This window comes from Pseudomonas sp. HY13-MNA-CIBAN-0226 (genome assembly GCF_040310305.1).
Lineage (GTDB): Bacteria > Pseudomonadota > Gammaproteobacteria > Pseudomonadales > Pseudomonadaceae > Aquipseudomonas > Aquipseudomonas gregormendelii.
On sequence record NZ_JBEOPS010000002.1, the window covers coordinates 143800 to 161408 of the forward strand.

The 17609-nt window shown below is 59.5% G+C and carries 16 protein-coding genes and 4 pseudogenes; 12 read left to right on the plus strand and 8 right to left on the minus strand.

Translation table 11 applies throughout. The annotated features are described in order from the left end of the window. Positions 1 to 100: 100 nt before the first annotated feature. Complete coding sequence (locus AAEZ05_RS02840; protein ID WP_045059429.1) at positions 101 to 364, plus strand: DUF2798 domain-containing protein; 264 nt, start codon at positions 101 to 103, stop codon at positions 362 to 364. A 25-nt stretch (positions 365 to 389) separates the two neighbouring features. Here AAEZ05_RS02840 and AAEZ05_RS02845 read toward each other — a convergent pair whose 3' ends face one another. Next, complete coding sequence (locus tag AAEZ05_RS02845) at positions 390 to 548, minus strand: DUF2986 domain-containing protein (protein ID WP_082069163.1); 159 nt, start codon at positions 546 to 548, stop codon at positions 390 to 392. Positions 549 to 692: 144 nt separating this feature from the next. Then, positions 693 to 1451 (minus strand): annotated as a pseudogene (locus AAEZ05_RS02850) (alpha/beta hydrolase family protein); the annotation flags it as partial. Between the two features lie 30 nt (positions 1452 to 1481). Between AAEZ05_RS02850 and AAEZ05_RS02855 the strand changes: the two are divergent. After that, positions 1482 to 1751: pseudogene (locus AAEZ05_RS02855) on the plus strand (DUF6130 family protein); the annotation flags it as partial. On the opposite strand, the gene AAEZ05_RS02860 reads toward AAEZ05_RS02855, so the two are convergent. The 3 genes from AAEZ05_RS02860 to yghU all read right to left on the minus strand — a co-directional run bounded on the left by AAEZ05_RS02860 (position 1750) and on the right by yghU (position 4158). Beyond that, a complete protein-coding gene (locus AAEZ05_RS02860; RefSeq protein WP_350646567.1) occupies positions 1750 to 2106 on the minus strand; it encodes a hypothetical protein in 357 nt (118 codons plus the stop codon). The pseudogene AAEZ05_RS02855 and the gene AAEZ05_RS02860 sit on opposite strands and share 2 nt — an antisense overlap. A 49-nt stretch (positions 2107 to 2155) precedes the next feature. Then, positions 2156 to 3121: an alpha/beta hydrolase fold domain-containing protein gene (locus AAEZ05_RS02865; RefSeq protein WP_350646568.1), complete on the minus strand. Its 966-nt coding sequence runs from the start codon at positions 3119 to 3121 to the stop codon at positions 2156 to 2158. 197 nt (positions 3122 to 3318) lie between these two features. Beyond that, on the minus strand, positions 3319 to 4158 hold the full coding sequence (gene yghU, locus AAEZ05_RS02870; protein WP_350646569.1) for a glutathione-dependent disulfide-bond oxidoreductase: 840 nt from the start codon (positions 4156 to 4158) through the stop codon (positions 3319 to 3321). 628 nt (positions 4159 to 4786) lie between these two features. Between yghU and nirB the strand changes: the two genes are divergently transcribed. The 4 genes from nirB to map all read left to right on the plus strand — a co-directional run bounded on the left by nirB (position 4787) and on the right by map (position 8846). Then, positions 4787 to 7348: a nitrite reductase large subunit NirB gene (nirB, locus tag AAEZ05_RS02875; RefSeq protein WP_350646570.1), complete on the plus strand. Its 2562-nt coding sequence runs from the start codon at positions 4787 to 4789 to the stop codon at positions 7346 to 7348. Continuing rightward, a complete protein-coding gene (nirD, locus tag AAEZ05_RS02880; RefSeq protein ID WP_350646571.1) occupies positions 7348 to 7710 on the plus strand; it encodes a nitrite reductase small subunit NirD in 363 nt (120 codons plus the stop codon). Before nirB ends, nirD begins: the two co-directional genes overlap by 1 nt. 81 nt (positions 7711 to 7791) lie before the next feature. Further along, positions 7792 to 8058: a ParD-like family protein gene (locus tag AAEZ05_RS02885; protein ID WP_350646572.1), complete on the plus strand. Its 267-nt coding sequence runs from the start codon at positions 7792 to 7794 to the stop codon at positions 8056 to 8058. Continuing rightward, positions 8055 to 8846, plus strand: a complete 792-nt coding sequence (gene map / locus AAEZ05_RS02890; RefSeq protein WP_350646573.1) for a type I methionyl aminopeptidase — start codon at positions 8055 to 8057, stop codon at positions 8844 to 8846. Before AAEZ05_RS02885 ends, map begins: the two co-directional genes overlap by 4 nt. Before the next feature lie 78 nt (positions 8847 to 8924). Here map and AAEZ05_RS02895 read toward each other — a convergent pair whose 3' ends face one another. The 3 genes and pseudogenes from AAEZ05_RS02895 to AAEZ05_RS02905 all read right to left on the minus strand — a co-directional run. After that, the gene (locus tag AAEZ05_RS02895; protein ID WP_350646574.1) at positions 8925 to 10097 is read right to left on the minus strand and encodes an acetyltransferase domain-containing protein; all 1173 of its coding nucleotides are present in this window, start codon (positions 10095 to 10097) and stop codon (positions 8925 to 8927) included. A gap of 388 nt (positions 10098 to 10485) precedes the next feature. Then, on the minus strand, positions 10486 to 12741 hold the full coding sequence (locus AAEZ05_RS02900; RefSeq protein WP_350646575.1) for a TonB-dependent siderophore receptor: 2256 nt from the start codon (positions 12739 to 12741) through the stop codon (positions 10486 to 10488). A gap of 341 nt (positions 12742 to 13082) precedes the next feature. Continuing rightward, positions 13083 to 13643, minus strand: a pseudogene (locus tag AAEZ05_RS02905) (AraC family transcriptional regulator); the annotation flags it as partial. Between the two features lie 18 nt (positions 13644 to 13661). Between AAEZ05_RS02905 and AAEZ05_RS02910 the strand changes: the two are divergent. From AAEZ05_RS02910 to AAEZ05_RS02935, 6 genes and pseudogenes are all read left to right on the plus strand, one after another. Then, the gene (locus tag AAEZ05_RS02910; protein ID WP_350646652.1) at positions 13662 to 14345 is read left to right on the plus strand and encodes an SDR family NAD(P)-dependent oxidoreductase; all 684 of its coding nucleotides are present in this window, start codon (positions 13662 to 13664) and stop codon (positions 14343 to 14345) included. A gap of 18 nt (positions 14346 to 14363) precedes the next feature. Beyond that, positions 14364 to 14471: pseudogene (locus tag AAEZ05_RS30635) on the plus strand (VOC family protein); the annotation flags it as partial. Positions 14472 to 14826: 355 nt separating this feature from the next. Next, positions 14827 to 15657 carry an alpha/beta fold hydrolase gene (locus AAEZ05_RS02920; RefSeq protein ID WP_045059513.1) on the plus strand — a complete coding sequence of 277 codons (831 nt, stop codon included), beginning with the start codon at positions 14827 to 14829 and terminating at the stop codon, positions 15655 to 15657. Positions 15658 to 16004: 347 nt separating this feature from the next. Further along, the gene (locus tag AAEZ05_RS02925) at positions 16005 to 16145 is read left to right on the plus strand and encodes a hypothetical protein (protein ID WP_350646578.1); all 141 of its coding nucleotides are present in this window, start codon (positions 16005 to 16007) and stop codon (positions 16143 to 16145) included. A gap of 310 nt (positions 16146 to 16455) precedes the next feature. Next, a complete protein-coding gene (locus AAEZ05_RS02930) occupies positions 16456 to 16599 on the plus strand; it encodes a response regulator (RefSeq protein ID WP_350646579.1) in 144 nt (47 codons plus the stop codon). After that, the gene (locus tag AAEZ05_RS02935; RefSeq protein ID WP_350646580.1) at positions 16599 to 17573 is read left to right on the plus strand and encodes an HDOD domain-containing protein; all 975 of its coding nucleotides are present in this window, start codon (positions 16599 to 16601) and stop codon (positions 17571 to 17573) included. The genes AAEZ05_RS02930 and AAEZ05_RS02935 overlap by 1 nt, the downstream gene beginning before the upstream one ends. The last annotated feature ends 36 nt before the right edge of the window (positions 17574 to 17609 follow it).

Consider the following 17609-nt stretch of genomic DNA (forward strand, 5'->3'; position numbering starts at 1 on the left):
TTCGTTGATAATTTTTAGTATTGATTCAATGGAGAGGCGGGTACTGGTTGACCAAGGGGATTGTTAACGTTGTCGCTCACTGACTACCCGAGAGCCACCGATGACCGCCGACTCCACGACCTATTCTTCCAGGCTGCGCTTGCCGAGCCGCGCTACGCCCTACGTATTCGCGCTCTACATGGCAACAATAATGGCGTTCCTGATGTGCCTGGTGATCACCATAGCCGAATTCGGTCTGGATGAGCATTACCTGGAGAATGTGATGAATGCTTATCGGGTAGCAATGCCATCTGCTTTTGTGTGCGTACTGGTTGTAAGGCCAATGGTTGCCAGGCTTGTGGCCTGGACTGTGCACGCGCGGTAGGCATGGGATGAAGTGTCTGCACTTCTCAGCTTTCAGCAGCAGTGCTTGGCTCCTGACCCGCCTCAGCTGCCATTTTCAATCGGTCAGCCTTGCTGATGTATTTCGCCTTGGCCGGTGCCAATTTGGCACTGGCCTTTTTCGCGTGAGCCTTCAACAACTGCTTTATTTTTTTCTGCCGGTTCATTTTTCTCTGTCCAACTTGTAAGTTCATCAATGATATCAGCTTACAAATTGAGCCAGATCCACATATGGACAAAACCTCCAGCGATCTTCCACGTTGCTCATCCGCCTGCCCATCCCCTCCGACGCTCGCGCTATCACCTTCAGCTCAACGCTGGGTTGTGATCAATGGCTGCGCCAGGAACTCATCGATCAGCCCTATGACCTGCTGCTGGATTGCCACTCGAGAGCGTCCGCCTTCGCCATCCTGGCAGATGATCCCGTCGCCTGGCACGTCCTCTTCAAGCATCGCCACCGCACCCGGTTTGCACAACGACAGGAAGCTGAAGTGGCTGGCATCGCTGATCTCGACGTAACGACTGGATGCCGGGGGCAGGCGTCTGGCCAGGTTGGCAGATTCCAGCTCAGCGGGAAGGTCGGCAGATGGAGCGCCTGCAGCGATTACCAGCGTCGGCACCGGCAGCGCCGCAAGGCTGGCGTCGGTCATTCCACGTGACTGGCCCAGGTCCAGGCTGACGATGGAGGTGACACGTTTATCGCGCAAATCCGCAGCCAGTTGGGTTCTCGCGTCCGGGGTGCTGGCGGGGTTGATCTGTTGGTACACGGAGCAACTGGCCAACGTCGTGTGGACTTTGCAGTCCAGGTCGAAGCGCTCGGGATCGAAACGTGCGCCGCCGATTTCCAACGCGGTCCAGCCGCCGAGTGAATGGCCCACTACGGCAACCTGTCCTTTCGCGACCTCGCCAAATCGTTGCGGCTGAGCCAGCACCGCATCGATGGCCCGGCTCAAGTCGGCAGGGCGTTGCCATAACTGTGCTGCGGCCTGGGGGCTACGGTCATGAGTGGTGGTGCCGGGGTGGTTAACAGCGGCGACGATATAGCCCTTATGGGCCAAGGCAGTGGCGAGCCTAAAGGAACCCTGCGGGAGGAAAACCCCATGCCACTCGCTTTCGCAAATGCACTCACCCTGGCCCTGGGTGTCCTGGTCTGCGCAGCAGCATCCGCTCAAGGCGAAGCAGACGCCAATCACCCACCGGCAATACTTCCACTGAAATCCGAGACGGTTCCGGCCCTGATCGCCTATCCGCCGCTCGCCGAGCCACTCGCTCGTGGGGTTGTGATCATCCGGTATCGAGCGGAGCACGCCAGGATCATGCCGGTATTTGGCAAAGCGGCTGTTGAGGTATCACCTCGTCTCGCTCACCTTAGCGCCCGGACAGGCGCCGACGCCAATCCCCGCCATGCTGGACTCGGCATTCCTCTTCAGAGTCGAACCGCACGCAGCGGTCCAGTTGCACTGAATCGACACCCGCTTCGTGCAGCGCAATAGCCGTCAGTGCCCGCATGCGTGTGTCCTGCCCACAGGACAGGGCTTGCTCCTTGCTCGCGCGGGTCTCAAACACCCAGATCACCCTGAGGCTTTGTGGAAAAGCATCGTAGTCGACCGTGTGAGTCAGCCAGTCAAACCCGGTGATTTCAGCTTTCGCCATTTCGCAGGCTTCGGTGAGCGTAGCGACCAGGCGGCGTTCGATACGGGCGCTGTCGCGCTTATTGGCAGGCATGTTGACTCCTAAAAAGATAGTTGACGGATAGCGTGTGCGATCGCGGCATTCAGCGCGGCAACCGGTGGATCCGCTCGTTGATCCACTCCCGACTGTACGCCAGCACCCTGTCTGCCAGCGCCGTCGGAAAATGGATGAACCCATGGGCACACTCCGGCAGCTGGTGCACTTCAACCTGCGCAACTTCGCCCCAGCGCTCAGCGATATCCCGAGTGTCGTCCCGAAGAGGGTCCAGTTCGCCCACGAACATCAGCGCTGGTGGAAGACCGCTAAAGTCGCCGTAGAGTGGAGACAGGGGCGGCTGGCGGCGTTGTGCATCGCTCAAGCCCGGGGTGAGCCTGCGCAGCGCTTCGACCATGCCCGGACCGTCCAGCAACAGGGTTTCCGGGCCCGCCGTGCGCACGCTTGGCGTTCCCGTCAGGTCGTAGACTCCGTAATAAAGCACCGCGCCGCTCACTCGCCGGAGCATTGTCGGCCAGGCCTTGAGCGCCAACAAGGTCGCCGCAGCGAGATGCGCGCCTGCGGATTCGCCGACCACGATCACGGGCAGCCCGGCAAATTCCTCGCACTCGTTGCCAAGCAACCAGCGAGCGGCGCCCAGGCAATCATTCATCAGCGCTGCAATCGGTGTTGACACTGCCAGGCGGTAATCGACCGAGACGGTGGCGACATCGCACGCCTTGACCATCGCCAGGTTAAAGGCGTCATCCATCTGCGCATTGCCGATGACCCAACCGCCGCCATGGAAGTCCAGCACGATGCCCTGAATCTTTCCCTGGGGTCGAATGATCCGCAGGGGCACAGCTACGCCATCCACCTTGATCACGCGTGTTTCGGCCGTAAGCCCATGCCTGGCCAATTGCTTGTCGCCGCCGAGCTGGCTCATGCGCAACAGTGCTTGAATCACTCGCGGCGTGACGCGATTGCGTATTTTGAAGCGTGGCATCCAGGCGAGCTTCTTGTTGAACTGGCGCATCTGCGCCACTTCAGCGGGGGCAATTTTGGCAAAAGGCATGGTTCGCTCCGCACGATGTGATGGAGTAGCCGCTGCAGCTCCCAGCGCGCTGCCCACCGAGTAAAAACACATGTAGGCGCCGACCATGCGGCTTTGTGCGTCGGGTCGTGCGGCGAAGGCAATAGCGATAGATCAACCAGAAGCGGCGCTTTGATATCCCGCCGACATCGGCGGGATTCCATCAGGCAATCAGCAGCTCAACGTAGATCTTCAGCCTGATGCCGTTCGGCAACCTGGCTCGCCTCATCGCCCCAGGTCCGGTTGACCCGCTGGCCACGGATGACCGCAGGCCGGTTGGCGATTTCCTCTGCCCAGCGCTGCAGATGGGTGTACTGGTCGGCCGACAGGAATTCGGCGGCCGAGTACACGTTGTTTCGCACCAGTTGGCCATACCAGGGCCACACCGCGATATCCGCGATGGAGTAGCGGTCGCCAGCAAGGTACGGGCTTTCGGCGAGGCGGCGATCCAGCACATCCAGCTGACGCTTGGCTTCCATGGTAAAGCGATTGATCGGGTACTCCAGCTTCTCCGGCGCATACGCATAAAAGTGTCCGAAGCCGCCGCCCAGGTAGGGCGCTGCGCCCATCTGCCAGAACAGCCAGTTCAGGGTTTCGGTACGTCCGGCCAAATCGCTCGGCAGAAACTCGCCGAACTTCTCGGCCAGGTACAGCAGGATCGCGCCGGACTCGAATACACGAACCGGTGGTTGCACGCTGCGATCCAGCAGCGCGGGAATCTTCGAGTTTGGATTGATCTCGACAAAGCCACTGGAGAACTGGTCACCCTCACCGATACGGATCAACCAGGCATCGTACTCGGCATCCTCGTGTCCCAGCGCCAGCAATTCCTCGAGCAGGATCGTGACTTTCACGCCATTGGGCGTTGCCAGCGAATAGAGCTGCAGCGGGTGCTTGCCCACCGGCAAGGTTTTCTCGTGAGTCGGGCCAGCGATGGGACGGTTGATGCTGGCGAACTGGCCGCCGGACGGGGCGTTGTTCACCCAGACTTGCGGCGGGACGTAGGGAGCTTTACTCATCGGATAAACCTCATGATTTGTCGATAACTGAGAGGAGTGCGCCGGTCGTGGCTGCGAGGCGGTCATTTTACCAAAGGCATCGACCGCTTAACGTCGATCAGCCGTGAGATTACAGGTATCCGCCGGGAGCGAACACTGTGCATGTTGAGGGCAAAGAGGCGCTGAAATTCACCGTTGGATGCACTTTTATAAAGCGGGTTGCAGGGTGGCGCGCACCAGTTGTAAGCGAAAAACGAGTGCTCCTGTTTGTTCGCTGGCGGTGCGGCAGATGCCCTCGTCATTTAGCAAATGCCGCATCGCTCAAGCCCCCTGGGCCCGCAGCAGGTCTCTTCGCACGTCTACCTGGCAGCCCAACGATCCTTGCTCCAGATGAAATTGCGGCACTCAAGGAGTGTATGGCACAAAGACTGCAAGTCCCCCATTAGCTCTACCGGGAACCATCCGGGTAGGCTGCCCCCTCGATCAACGACGATCGATCGGCCAGACAGGTCATGGGCAACAGCGGAGGATCAGGCGAAGTCGCCCGGTTGATTCCGCATAAGAACAGGCAAAGACGCCTGGAACCGTAAGGTTTCAGGCGTTTTTTTTTGCTTTTTTAAACCGTGATGAGCTTTGTCGGGTGCTTGATATGAATGCCAATGTTGCCGCGTTGAACAAGTTGAAAACACTGATCGTGGTCGGTAATGGCATGGTCGGACATCATTGTGTCGAGCAACTGATCGAACGCGGTGCCCTGGAGCACTATCGGCTGCATGTGTTCAGCGAGGAGCCGATGCGTGCCTACGATCGTGTGCACCTCTCCGAATACTTCACCGGCCGCGATGCCGAATCCCTGGCGCTGTCCGATGCTTCGCTGTACCAGACGCCAGGTGTCACGCTGCACCTCGGGGTGCCGGTATTGGAAATCGACCGCGCCCGTCGTGAGGTGGTCACCGCGCAAGGTTGCATCGCCTACGACAAGTTGGTGTTGGCCACCGGGTCTTACCCGTTTGTGCCGCCTATCGAGGGCGCTGAAGGCGACTCGCGTCTGGTGTATCGCACCCTTGAAGACCTCGACGCCATCCGGGCTGCTGCCGTCAACGCCCGCCGGGGCGTGGTGGTGGGTGGGGGCCTGCTGGGGCTTGAAGCCGCCAACGCGCTGAAGAGCCTGGGCCTTGAAGCTCACGTGGTGGAATTTGCCCCGCGTTTGATGCCGGTGCAACTGGACGACCTGGGTGGCCTGGCGCTCAAGACGCAAATCGAACGGCTGGGGGTTGGCGTGCACTTGTCCCGTGCCACTCAATCGATCAGCGCCGGCGAGGACTACCGTTATCGGATGAATTTTGCCAATGACGAATTCCTCGAGACCGACCTGATCGTGTTCTCCGCCGGTATCCGCGCCCAGGACGCATTGGCCCGCCAGTCCGGCCTGGAGATTGGCCCACGTGGGGGCGTGGTGATCAACGACGAGTGCCTGAGCATCGACCCGAACATCTACGCGATCGGCGAGTGCGCGTCCTGGAACGGCAGCCTGTTCGGCCTGGTTGCGCCGGGTTACCAAATGGCCCGTAGCGTTGCCGCCCTGTTGTGCGAGCAGGCCGCCGAGCCGTTCATGGGGGCTGACATGTCGACCAAGCTGAAACTGCTCGGCGTGGACGTTGGTTCTATCGGCGACGCCCATGCCCACACGCCGGGTTCGCGCAGCTATCAGTTCATCGACGAGGCGACGGCCAGCTACCGGCGCCTGGTGGTGGACGCGACAGGCAAGCACGTGTTGGGTGCCGTCCTGGTGGGCGACAACAGCTACTACGACACCCTGCTGCAATACATGCAGAACAGCATCGTGCTGCCGAAGGAACCTGCCAGCCTGATCTTGCCGTCGTCTGCAGGCGCTCCGGTGCTCGGCCCCGGCGCGTTGCCTGCGGCTGCCACTGTTTGCTCGTGCCACAACGTCACCAAGGGCTCCATCTGCTCGGCGATCGAAGGCGGCTGCACCGACCTCGGGCTGCTGAAATCGCAGACCAAGGCGGGCACGGGTTGCGGTGGCTGTGCAGGTTTGCTCAAGCAGGTATTCGAGCACGAGTTGATTGCCCGTGGCGTCAGCGTCGACACCCGCCTGTGCGAACACTTCGCCTACACCCGCCAGGAACTGTATGCCCTGGTGCGGGTGGAAGGCGTGATTACGTTTGAAGAGCTGCTGGCCAAACATGGCAGTGGGCACACGGGGTGCGGTATCTGCAAACCGGCCGTGGGTTCGATCCTCGCGTCGTGCTGGAACCAGCCGATCATGGACGCCTCCCTGGTGCCGTTGCAGGACACCAATGACACGTTCATGGCCAACATGCAGAAGAACGGTACCTACTCGGTGGTGCCGCGCATTCCGGGCGGCGAAATCACCGCCGACAAACTGATCGCGATCGGCGTGGTGGCGAAGAAATACGATCTCTACACCAAGATCACTGGCGGTCAGCGCATCGATCTGTTCGGCGCACAGTTGCACGAATTGCCGGACATCTGGGCCGAGTTGATCGAGGCCGGTTTTGAAACCGGGCATGCCTACGGCAAATCGACGCGCACCGTGAAGTCGTGCGTAGGCAGCACCTGGTGCCGTTATGGCGTGCAGGACAGCGTGAAAATGGCCCTGGCGATCGAGGACCGCTACAAGGGCCTGCGTTCGCCGCACAAGCTCAAGTTCGCTGTGTCCGGATGCACCCGGGAGTGTGCCGAGGCGCAAAGCAAAGACGTGGGCGTGATCGCTACCGAGAACGGCTGGAACCTGTTCATCGCCGGTAACGGCGGTATGCGGCCGCGCCACGCTGAACTCTTCGCCACGGACCTGGACGATGAAACCCTGATCAGCTACATAGACCGCTTCCTGATGTTCTACATCCGCACCGCCGACAAGTTGCAGCGCACCTCGGTCTGGCGCGAAAGCCTGGAGGGCGGGCTGGATTACCTCAAGGATGTGATCATCCACGACAGCCTGGGCCTGGGCGCCGAACTCGAATCGCAGATGCAGCTGGTGGTCGATCGCTACGAGTGTGAGTGGGCCAACGCCCTCAAGGACCCGGAAAAACTCAAGCGCTTCCGCACCTTCGTCAACGACAAGCGCCCGGATCCGGATATTCATTTCGTCCAGGAGCGTGGTCAGCGCCGTCCGATCATGGCCACCGAACTCAACCTCATTCCTGTCATCGAGGAGATTGCCTGATGAGCCAGTCCAACACTCAGCGAAACCTTGCAGCCTGGAAAGCGGTTTGCAGTGAGCACGACCTGGTCAGCAACTCCGGGGTCGTCGTCTGGTTCGAGGACGCGCAAGTGGCGTTGTTCTACCTGCCTGAGGCCCAGGGCCGGTCGCTTTACGCGATCGACAATCACGACCCGCAATCCGGGGCGAATGTGATCGGTCGCGGTTTGATCGGCAACATCAAGGGGGACATGGTGGTGGCGTCGCCTATCTACAAGCAGCATTTTCGCCTGGAAGATGGCCACTGCCTGGAGTCGGCGCAGCAGCGGTTGCGGGTTTGGCCTGTGCGCTTGAACAGTGGCATGGTTGAACTGGGTGTGGACTGACTGACGCCGGGCCCCGGATCTTTGACTTCACCCGCAAAACGGTTAATATACGATTCATATATATTTCGTATGGTTGAAGACATGGGTATTGTGAAGATCTCCGAAGGCATGCACGAAAACCTGCGCGTCGCCAGCGACGCGCTGAGTCGCTCGATCAACGCGCAGGCCGAGCACTGGATGCGCATTGGCATGCTCGCCGAGCTGCACCCGAACCTGGACCACAGCGACATCTGCCGCTTGCTGGTGCGTGCCGAACTGGCGGGAGGCCTGGACCTGAATCAACTGTGTGATCTGGCGCAAAACGCCCAAGGCCTGCAGCTTGCTGCAGCCAGCGGAGCAGGCAAATGAAGGCCATCGTCCCGATCAACACGGCGGCGCAAATAGCCCAGTCGCGCACAGCTGCGCAGCTGGCTGCCGAAGTGCTGGCCATGATTACCCCCCATGTGAAAGCGGGGGTCACCACCAACGAACTTGATCGACTCTGCCACGACCACATCGTCAACGTGCAGAAAGCCATAGCCGGCAATATCGGCTATCACGGCTTTCCGAAAACCGTGTGCACTTCCGTCAACCAAGTGGTCTGCCATGGCATTCCAAGGGATGAGCCTTTGAAAGACGGCGACATCCTCAATATCGACATCGCCGTGATCAAGGACGGCTGGTACGGCGACACCAGCCGCATGTACTTTGTCGGCGAGCCGGCCCCCGAGGCGCGACGCCTGGTCAAGACCACCTATGACGCCATGTGCGCCGGCATTCGGGCTGTGCGGCCTGGTGCAACCCTGGGCGACATCGGTTATGCCATTCAAACCGTCGCCGAGCGCGAGGGCTTCAGTGTGGTGCGCGAATACTGCGGGCACGGCATCGGCAAGGTCTATCACGATGAGCCGCAGATCCTGCATTACGGCTATCCGGGGCAGGGCCTGAAGTTGAAAGCCGGGATGATTTTCACCATTGAGCCGATGCTCAATGCCGGTAAGCGGCACGTGAAGACCCTGGCGGATGGCTGGACCGTTGTGACCAAGGATGAGTCTCTTTCGGCACAGTGGGAGCACATGGTGGCGGTGACTGACGATGGCTTTGCAGTGTTGTCGGTTTGGCCGGACAGCAGTGATGTTTATCCTGCGATTGTTTAGTGGCCCAGTTGGGCCATCAGGGTGACCGGTTCAACCACGCGTGATTCAGGTCGGCAAGCCGACCTGAATCGCCGCCACTCAGAAATACTTCAGCCAGCCAATATCCCGACGCCGCGCCTTTAATGCCGCAAACCAGCGCACTGGCAAATATAGCGATGCGGCCAGTATTAGCGCCGTCAACCACACCGCCCAAATGCTGTCGAAACCGAAGTAGTTGCCCTGGTTCAAGCCAAACACCGCAACGCTGATCAGGTACAGCACCTTGAGCACATAAAGGTGCAGCAAGTAGAAGAACATCGGCGCGGCACCAAACACCGCCAGGGTACTGATCCACTTGCGTTGCTGGGCCCGCTCGAAGCCCAGTAGCAACAGCAGGCCCGCCCCGATTGTCAGGGCAAGGAATAGCAGGGAAGGCGGGTACTTGGTGATGTTGAAGAAGCTCGTCAACGTTTGAGTGGTGCCTTCATAGGCGAGCCATTGCGCTTCGCCGTATCCATTGACAAGGCGCAATGCAAAGAACCCCAGCAACACCCCTGAACCTGCCACCAGCAGTTTGCGTTGGCGTGAGTTGACGCTTGCTGAGCCGGCAAACCAGGGGCCGATGCAGTACCCGAGAACGATCACACCTATCCAAGGCAGGACCGGATAGGACGTGCGCAACCTCAGCTGCTCGGACACCTCGATCCAGTCGCGATCATGCAGGATCGCCCAAGGTACGTGCAGGCTTGAGCCCACCGGGAAGTGCAGGCCGTCGAGCAGGTTGTGCCCGGCGACGATGATCGCGGCCACAACGAACAGGACGGGCCTAGGCAGCCACACCAGGATGGCAAGCGCAATCATGCTGACGCCGATGGCCCAGATCACTTGCATGTAGATCACGCTGGGTGGGAGCTGGAAGGTCCAGGCGAAATTCACCAGGGTGAATTCCAGCACCACCAGGAACAGGCCGCGCTTGAACAGGAAGGTGCAGACGTCGCTTTTGCCCTGATGCTTTTCGCCGTAGAGGTAGGCGGACAAACCGGTTAACAGGACAAATACCGGGGCACACAGGTGGGCGAGGGTGCGGCTGAAGAACAGGGCCGGTTCAGTGGTGTCGATGCCCATGGGGTCAGCTACCTGGCGGTGCAGGAAAAACGTTTCGCGCACGTGGTCGAGCAGCATGAACAGGATGACTAATCCCCTGAGGGCATCGATGGATAGCAGGCGCTGGTTCAGGCGTGTGGCGGGAGGGATGTGGACAGGGATTGTCATGAGGAAATCGCAGGCAGTGATTGGAAGGTAATGTTATTCTATAACATTAATCTTGCGACTGTCTTGTGAGAGCCGGCTTGCCGGCGATCGGAGCACCGCAGTGTGCCAGTCACACCGCCATCGCGAGCAAGCTTTGCTCCCATAACGGTCGTGCATACAGCACTGGACTGTGGGAGCCGGCCTGCCGGCGATCGGAGCACCGCGGCGTGCCAGTCACACCGCCATCGCGAGCAAGCTTTGCTCCCACAGAGGTCGTGCATACAACACTGGACTGTGGGAGCCGGCTTGCCGGCGATCGGAGCACCGCGGTGTGCCAGTCACACCGCCATTGCGAGCAAGCTTTGCTCCCACAGAGGTCGTGCATACAACACCGGCATCGCCGCGATCGTTAGAAGCGGTATTTCGCCGAAGCCGTAATGCTGCGCGGGGCGCCGTAGGTCAGGGCACCGTAGGCATCGAAGATGTCGAAGTGCTTCTCGTCGGTGACATTGTTCGCGTTGACCTGTGCCGAGAGGTTGTCGGTGATCTCGTAGCGCGCCATCAGGTTGACCAATGCATAGGCGTCCTGCTGGATTTTCTCGGAGTTGCCGGCCGGGTTGGTGGCGTAGGTATAGATCGAGTCCTGCCAATTGACGCCGCCGCCGATAGTCAACTTGTTGAACGCGCCGGGCAGGCGGTAGGTGGTGAAGGTACGCAGCAACTTGGTTGGGTACAGCGTGTTCACGTCGTCGCCGTTGGCATCTTCAGCGGTGAACTGGGTGTAGCCCACCGAGGCATTCCAGTCGGTGGCGAGTTCGCCGGACACTTCCAGCTCGAAGCCCTTGCTGGTTGCACCTTCGCTGGCTTCGTATGCAAAACCGCCGACCGGGTTCGAAGGATCGATCAGCACGCCGGTGCTTTGGCCAAGGTTGTCCTGTTTGATCTGGAAGATCGCTGCGGAGGTGTTCAAGCGGCCGCCGAAGAACTCGCCCTTCAGACCCATTTCGGTGCTCTCGCCGACGATGGGCTCCAGTGTCTGGCCACTGCTGTCGCGCACCGATTGTGGCAGGAAGATTTCGGTGTAGCTGGCATAGGCCGAGATGTTGTCGGTGAGGTCATAGACCACGCCGGTATAGGGGGTCAATTCATGGTCAACATCCACCTTGCTGACTTCCGAGAACACGTCGTCACTGGTCTTTTCGTACCAGCTCTCGCGCGCGCCCAGAATCACTTTCAAGTCGTCGGTCACGTTCAGGCGGGTGGCGGCATAAAGACCCTTCTGGCGAGTCTCGCTGTAGCCATAATCGGTGCGCGGCCCCCAGACCGGCTCGGCAAAGTTGCCGTCGTAGGCATCAAAGTCGGCCACGCCCTCAAAGCCGGTTCGCGCATCCAGTGAGTCGGCGTCGAATTTCTGCTTGCTATCCACGTAACCGAAGGCCAGCTCATGCTCGCGGCCCAGCAGCGAGAAGGGCCCATTGAAGCGAATTGCGTAGTCGTCCTGAGTGGTCTCGGTCTTGTAGGTTGCCGGGAATGAAGACATGGGCGCGCTGCCGTTGCGGCCTGGATTGCCCGAGAGGTAGAGCAGGGAAGAGTCGCCGGTGCGCTCGCCACGGTTGTAGCTGAGGTTCATCTGCCAGTCGTTGGCAAATTTGTGATCGAGATTGACGAAGTAGGTGTCGTAAGTGGTGTCCCACTTGCTCCATTTGGCCGAGGTAGTCTTGGAGCGGCTCCAGTTGGTCCGGCTGCCGTCCGCGTACCAGACCGGCAGGCCGCCCCACATCGGCGAGTCTGTCTTGTTTTCCTGGTGGCTCAAACCAAACCAGAGCGTCGTGTCTGGCGTCAGGTCGATGTCCATGGTGCCGTAGAGGGTCTGGCGCTTGTCGGAGTTCATGTCGATCCAGGTGTCGCCCTCGTTGGTCTCGCCAACCAGACGCGCGCGAATCGTGCCTTCCTCGTTCAGCGCAGTGGACACATCACCCTCGACGCCATAGGTGTCCCAGGTACCGGCGCTCAGTTCCACCGAGCCTTTGAGGGCGGTGCTGTTGGCGCGCTTGCGCACCATGTTGATCGACGCCGAAGGGTCGCCCGCACCGGTCATCAAACCGTTGGCGCCGCGCACCACTTCAACGCGGTCATACATGGCCAGGCTGCTGAAAATCTCCCCCGAACTCCACGGCTGCTCGTAGATGGTGGGCACGCCATCGATCATCAACGAGTTGAGCTCGAACCCGCGTGCGTTGAACTGCGCGCGGCTGGTCTCGTAGCGGTTGACCGACACACCCGTGGTGTTGTTGACCACGTCGACGATGGTCTTCAAATCCTGATCCTGGATGCGCTGCTGGGTAACCACGCTGACCGACTGCGGGGTCTCGCGCAGCGACATGCTCAAAGGCGTTGCAGTGCGAGCCGCATCTGTCGTGTAGGAGTTCGTGTCTTCGGTTACGGCACTGCGTTCGCGGGCGGCAGTCTCGGTGATTGCGATAGGGGCCAGGTTCAAAGAGTTTCCATTCTCTTTTTGTTCAGTCTGTTCCGCCGCCTGCACCGAGGGTGCAGTCAGGGCGATACCGGCAGCAAGAACGTGCACTGCCAGGGCCAGAGGGCGCAGCTGGGATGGCGAGCGCTGCGTGGCGGAGTTTTTTGAACGCGAGGAAATGGGGGCGATCATGCGAATTCTCATTCGGTTTGCTGTTATTGAGAATCCTTATCATACGCAAATGTAATTATATGTGAAATGAGGTTTTTACTTATTTGGGAACAATTATCAGTTGTGATGGCGTCTTAACGCCTGACTTGGACCGTGTGCTGATTTACGGCCTTACCTGAACGCCTCACCCTGACCCAGTTGGTTGAGATCCATTACGAGGACATTGCCGCGCCGGGCTGGAGCGGGGGTATGCCGGCAACAGATCCAGGCTGACTTCGACCGCTGCTTGATTGTGGCGCCATTGAACTGAAAGCGCTCTTATGGCGCGCGCGTCTGGATGATACTTGGGGCGAGACGCGCGCCTATCGAGCTCTCGTCTCGCCCAGAATCCTCGCGGCGTCCTGCGCGGGAGGTAAGCCAAACACCCGCGCATAATCCCGGCTGAATTGCGTTGCGCTCTCGTATCCGACTTCAAAGGCGGCGGCCATCACGCTCCTGGAATTGGCCACCATCAGCGTTCGCGCCTGGAGCAGGCGTACGCGTTTTTGATACTGCAAAGGGCTAAAATTGGTCACCGCCTTGAAGTGCCGATGAAACGCCGAGACGCTCATTGACGCACGGTTTGCCAGGCTTTCCACCCTGATCGGCTGGGCAAAGTCACGGCGAATCCATTGGATAGCCATGCTGACGCGGGCCATGGCCGTATCGGGGGCGGCGATCTCGCGCAGCATCCAGCCGTGGGGGCCCTGCAGCACACGGAACAGAATCTCACGCTCATACACCGGGGCCAGGGCGGCGATAGCCTGGGGGTCGCCCATCAGTCGCAGCATGCGCACCCAGGCATCCATCAATTCGGTGGTCACTGACGCCACACAAAAGCCGGCGTTGTATTCGTAGCGTGCGGCAGGTTTGGGCAGGTCGGCGCAAGTGCCGCCGAACACATTTCCCGGTCAGGCCTGGGGGTGATCCTCACCTACAACACCAACCCCCAGGCTGCGGCTGCAGTTACAGGGCGCATCGAGAAAGCCGGTGGCAAGGCCGTCGCGCTAAAGCTGGATGTCGCTGACGTAGCCAGCTTCCCGGCGTTTCGCGAGTCGGTGGTACTGGCCTTGCGCGAATCCTGGCAGGCGACCACCCTGGCGGGCTTGGTCAACAACGCCGGGTACGGCCTGTTCAATCCCCTGGCCAGCGTCAGCGAAGCGCAGTTCGATGGCCTGTGCAATGTCCACCTCAAAGGCCCGTTTTTCCTCACCCAGGCGCTGCTGCCATTACTGGCGGACAACGCCAGTATCGTCAACCTGACCAGCGCCACGACCCGTGTGGCCACCTCTGGCGTGGCGCCCTACGCGGCCTTCAAGGGGGGGCTGGAAGTGCTCACCCGGTACATGGCCAAGGAGTTTGGCGAGCGCGGCATCCGTGCCAACGCCGTATCGCCCGGCGCTATTCGTACCGAACTGGGCGGCGGGCTCAATGATGAGTTCGAAGCCATGCTGGCAGCGCAAACAGCGCTCGGCAGGGTCGGCGAGCCAGAGGATGTGGCACGGGTCATTGCCATGTTGTTGTCCGAGGACGGCGCCTGGATCAATGCCCAGACCATCGAAGTCGCCGGCGGCTACAACATCTGAACACGCGAGGGCTACAGCATGCTGGATCACATTTTTCTTTCAGTAAGCGACATCAAGCGCTCCATCGGTTTCTACGAAGCGACGTTGGCACCGCTGGGTATCACCGTGCGCATGGACCTCGACGGGTACAGCCTGGAATTCGTCTACAAAAACTGGCAGCACGGCCGTAGCACGTCGAGTGCTCAAAGGTGACCGCCGGTCGGGCTTTGCCACCCCGGCGCAGGTCTTCGGTGGTGGATTTGCCGAGAGCATTGACGGCACGCTGATCACCGATCGTTAGGGTTGTCGTGCCTTCGAGCCCGTGGCCGTGATCAGGCCGCTCGATTGGTAGTCAGAACCGCGGTCCGCTGATTGTCGTCAGTTCGCCTATTCTCATGGTCCACCCGGGAAAACCATTGGCCTTGAAGTGACTGTAAACCTGAAGAGGCCGGGTGGCCAGGCAGCGCGCAGAGGCCCGTCATTTCATTCTGGAGATGCGAGCATGGGCTACGTCACTACGCAGGACGGTGTTGAGATCTTTTACAAAGACTGGGGGCCACGCGATGCCCCGGTGATCTGCTTTCATCACGGATGGCCTCTCAGCGCGGACGACTGGGATGCGCAGATGCTGTTTTTTCTGGCGAACGGTTATCGGGTCATTGCGCACGACCGGCGTGGCCACGGGCGATCCAGCCAGGTCTGGGACGGGCACGACATGGATCACTATGCTGATGACGTCGCGGCTGTAGTCGACCATCTGGGCGTACAAGGCGCAGCCCATGTGGGGCATTCCACCGGAGGCGGCGAGGTCATCCATTACATTGCTCGCCATGGCGAAGACCGAGTGTCGAAGGCCGCCATCATCAGCGCCGTGCCGCCCTTGATGGTGCAGACCCCGAGCAACCCCGGCGGCTTGCCAAAATCGGTTTTCGATGACCTGCAGGCACAGCTCAAGGCCAACCGCGCACAGTTCTACCATGACGTTCCGGCGGGACCTTTCTACGGGTACAACCGCCCTGGGGCAAAACCGTCCGAGGGGATCATCCTGAATTGGTGGCGGCAAGGCATGATGGGCTGTGCCAAGGCGCACTATGACGGGATCGTGGCCTTTTCCCAGACCGACTTCACCGAAGATCTGAAGCGCATCACCATTCCAGTGCTGGTGATGCACGGTGATGATGACCAGATCGTGCCGTACGAAGACTCTGGGCCTTTGTCGGCAAAGCTCCTGCAAAACAGCACACTGAAAACCTATTCGGGCTTCCCCCACGGAATGCCGACGACCAACGCCGACACCATCAACGCCGACTTGCTCGCTTTCCTGCGAGGTTAGGCAAAGGGGCAGGGGTTGCTTGAATTTTCACAGCCCCTGCACCATCACTGTCCATGTGCGTGAACAGTGATGTCAAAAACCAGGGGTTATTTTTTCTTCGAGTAGTCCACTAAGCATCCGGATACCCACTCCCAGGAGACCTGCCCACGTGGATAGTGGGCAGGTCAACTCATCGCGGGGGCTAGCGCAAGCTACGGAACGCCGCGCGAAGTTCCCTGGCAAATAACTCCGGTTGTTCCCACGCAGCGAAGTGCCAGCCCTTGTCCACTTCGTTGAAATAGATCAGGTTGTTCTACCGGGTGATGACCATTTGCGTGTGCAACTTGTTCGCGTCTCTGATTATTTTGATGGCTCTGGCCAGCCTCGATACCGGAGATCTGTCGAACGGCGTCCGCGCATTGTTGCTGCTAATGCTGCCGATTCCTTTGGTGATGGTCTTTTATTGGCTGCTTGCCAAAGCCATGCGCAAGCACCGTGTGAATGAATAGCTTTCGGCCCAATGGGCACTGCTGTATCAGATAGTCCAGTTCAGCTGGCTTTGCTGCTCTCGCCACTAACCCCCCAGCCTAACTACCTGTGAGCTGTTTGCTCGCTTGTATAGTTCGCGGGTCAGGAATAGATTCGATCCTTCAAGGATCCTATCAAGCTGCAAATCAAAGGGAAATTGCCGGGATTTACTCAAAATCGCTCGGTAACAACCTCACCCTCTGATCTCCACGACGTCCATGTTTGCTGTTGGCTGATAGCCAGCCGCTAAGACGTTGCGAGGTTGGGTATCAATCCATTGAGGATTACCGAATGCGTGTGATGATCCTGGATGATGATCCCTGGATATCCGATCTTTTAAAACAGCTCGTGTTGAGCATCCGTCCGGTTGCTCAGGTCGATTGCTTTACCGATGTCGCTAGCGCGTTAGACGCCTGGGAGCCAGGCACCTGGTGATGGCTGACTGGAATCTACCGGATGCCCCCGGCGTCAAGCTGTTGCAGAAAATTCGTGAAAAAGATCAAAGCACGCCGCTGATCATGATCACCGGGCGCGCTGATCGAGACAGTGTACTGGCGGTAAAGTCGCTGAGGATCAGTGCCTTTTTCACCAAGCCATTCCAGGTTTCGCGCGTCGTAAAATGCCTGGACGCGCTCCTTCCGCTTGATGAGCTCCCCCGGGCGATGCCTGTCAACACTGAAGACCTGGTCAGCTATCTCGGTGGTTTGTCTGCGGATGAGTTGGACTTGCCTTTACTCGCCTCGGTAAAAGACAAACTTCAGCTCGGCTATGGCGGGGTGCCAATGGATTTACGAGCACTCGCCAATGATTGGCAGTATGACCCGGGGCTATGCGCCCACTTGATTGCCGCCGCCAACGGTGCCGCGTATCTCGGGCTCGGCCAGCCATGCACGAATTTGAACGCTGCTCTGGCACGGTTAGGAGGGCTTACCAGCGTGAATCTGGCGATTAGCCAGGCCCTGCGACAGGCCAATACTCAACCTGACGGCATGCTGGTGACTTTTATCCAGGCTCATCTGGATGATGCCGAGCGTTTAGCTGAACGAGTGGTGCTCCTGGCTCAACGATGTGGCCTGGATCCCGCCCCGCTGCAAAGTGCGGCCCTGCTGCACCGCATGGGCGAACTCTGTGTGTTGTACCAGACTCGGAAATGGGAGAACCAGGGCAATAGCGTGGCCGAAGAAACGCTTACCCACGCTGTCCGTGATTTCTCAGCACCTTTTGCCATTCGCTTGAAAGCGCGCTGGGGGCTGCCTATGGCTCTACGCGAGCTGATAGGCGCAATTTACGCGTTGCCCCACATGCAAGTTCGCCGTGAACAAGTGGTGATGCGCCTTGCTGCCGCCATGAACAACGGCGAACCCGGACCAGACATAGACAAACTTCAACGATTAGCTGGCCTGACATGAGCGTATTCGTGGTTTGCAGGTTGGACATCTTGCGGC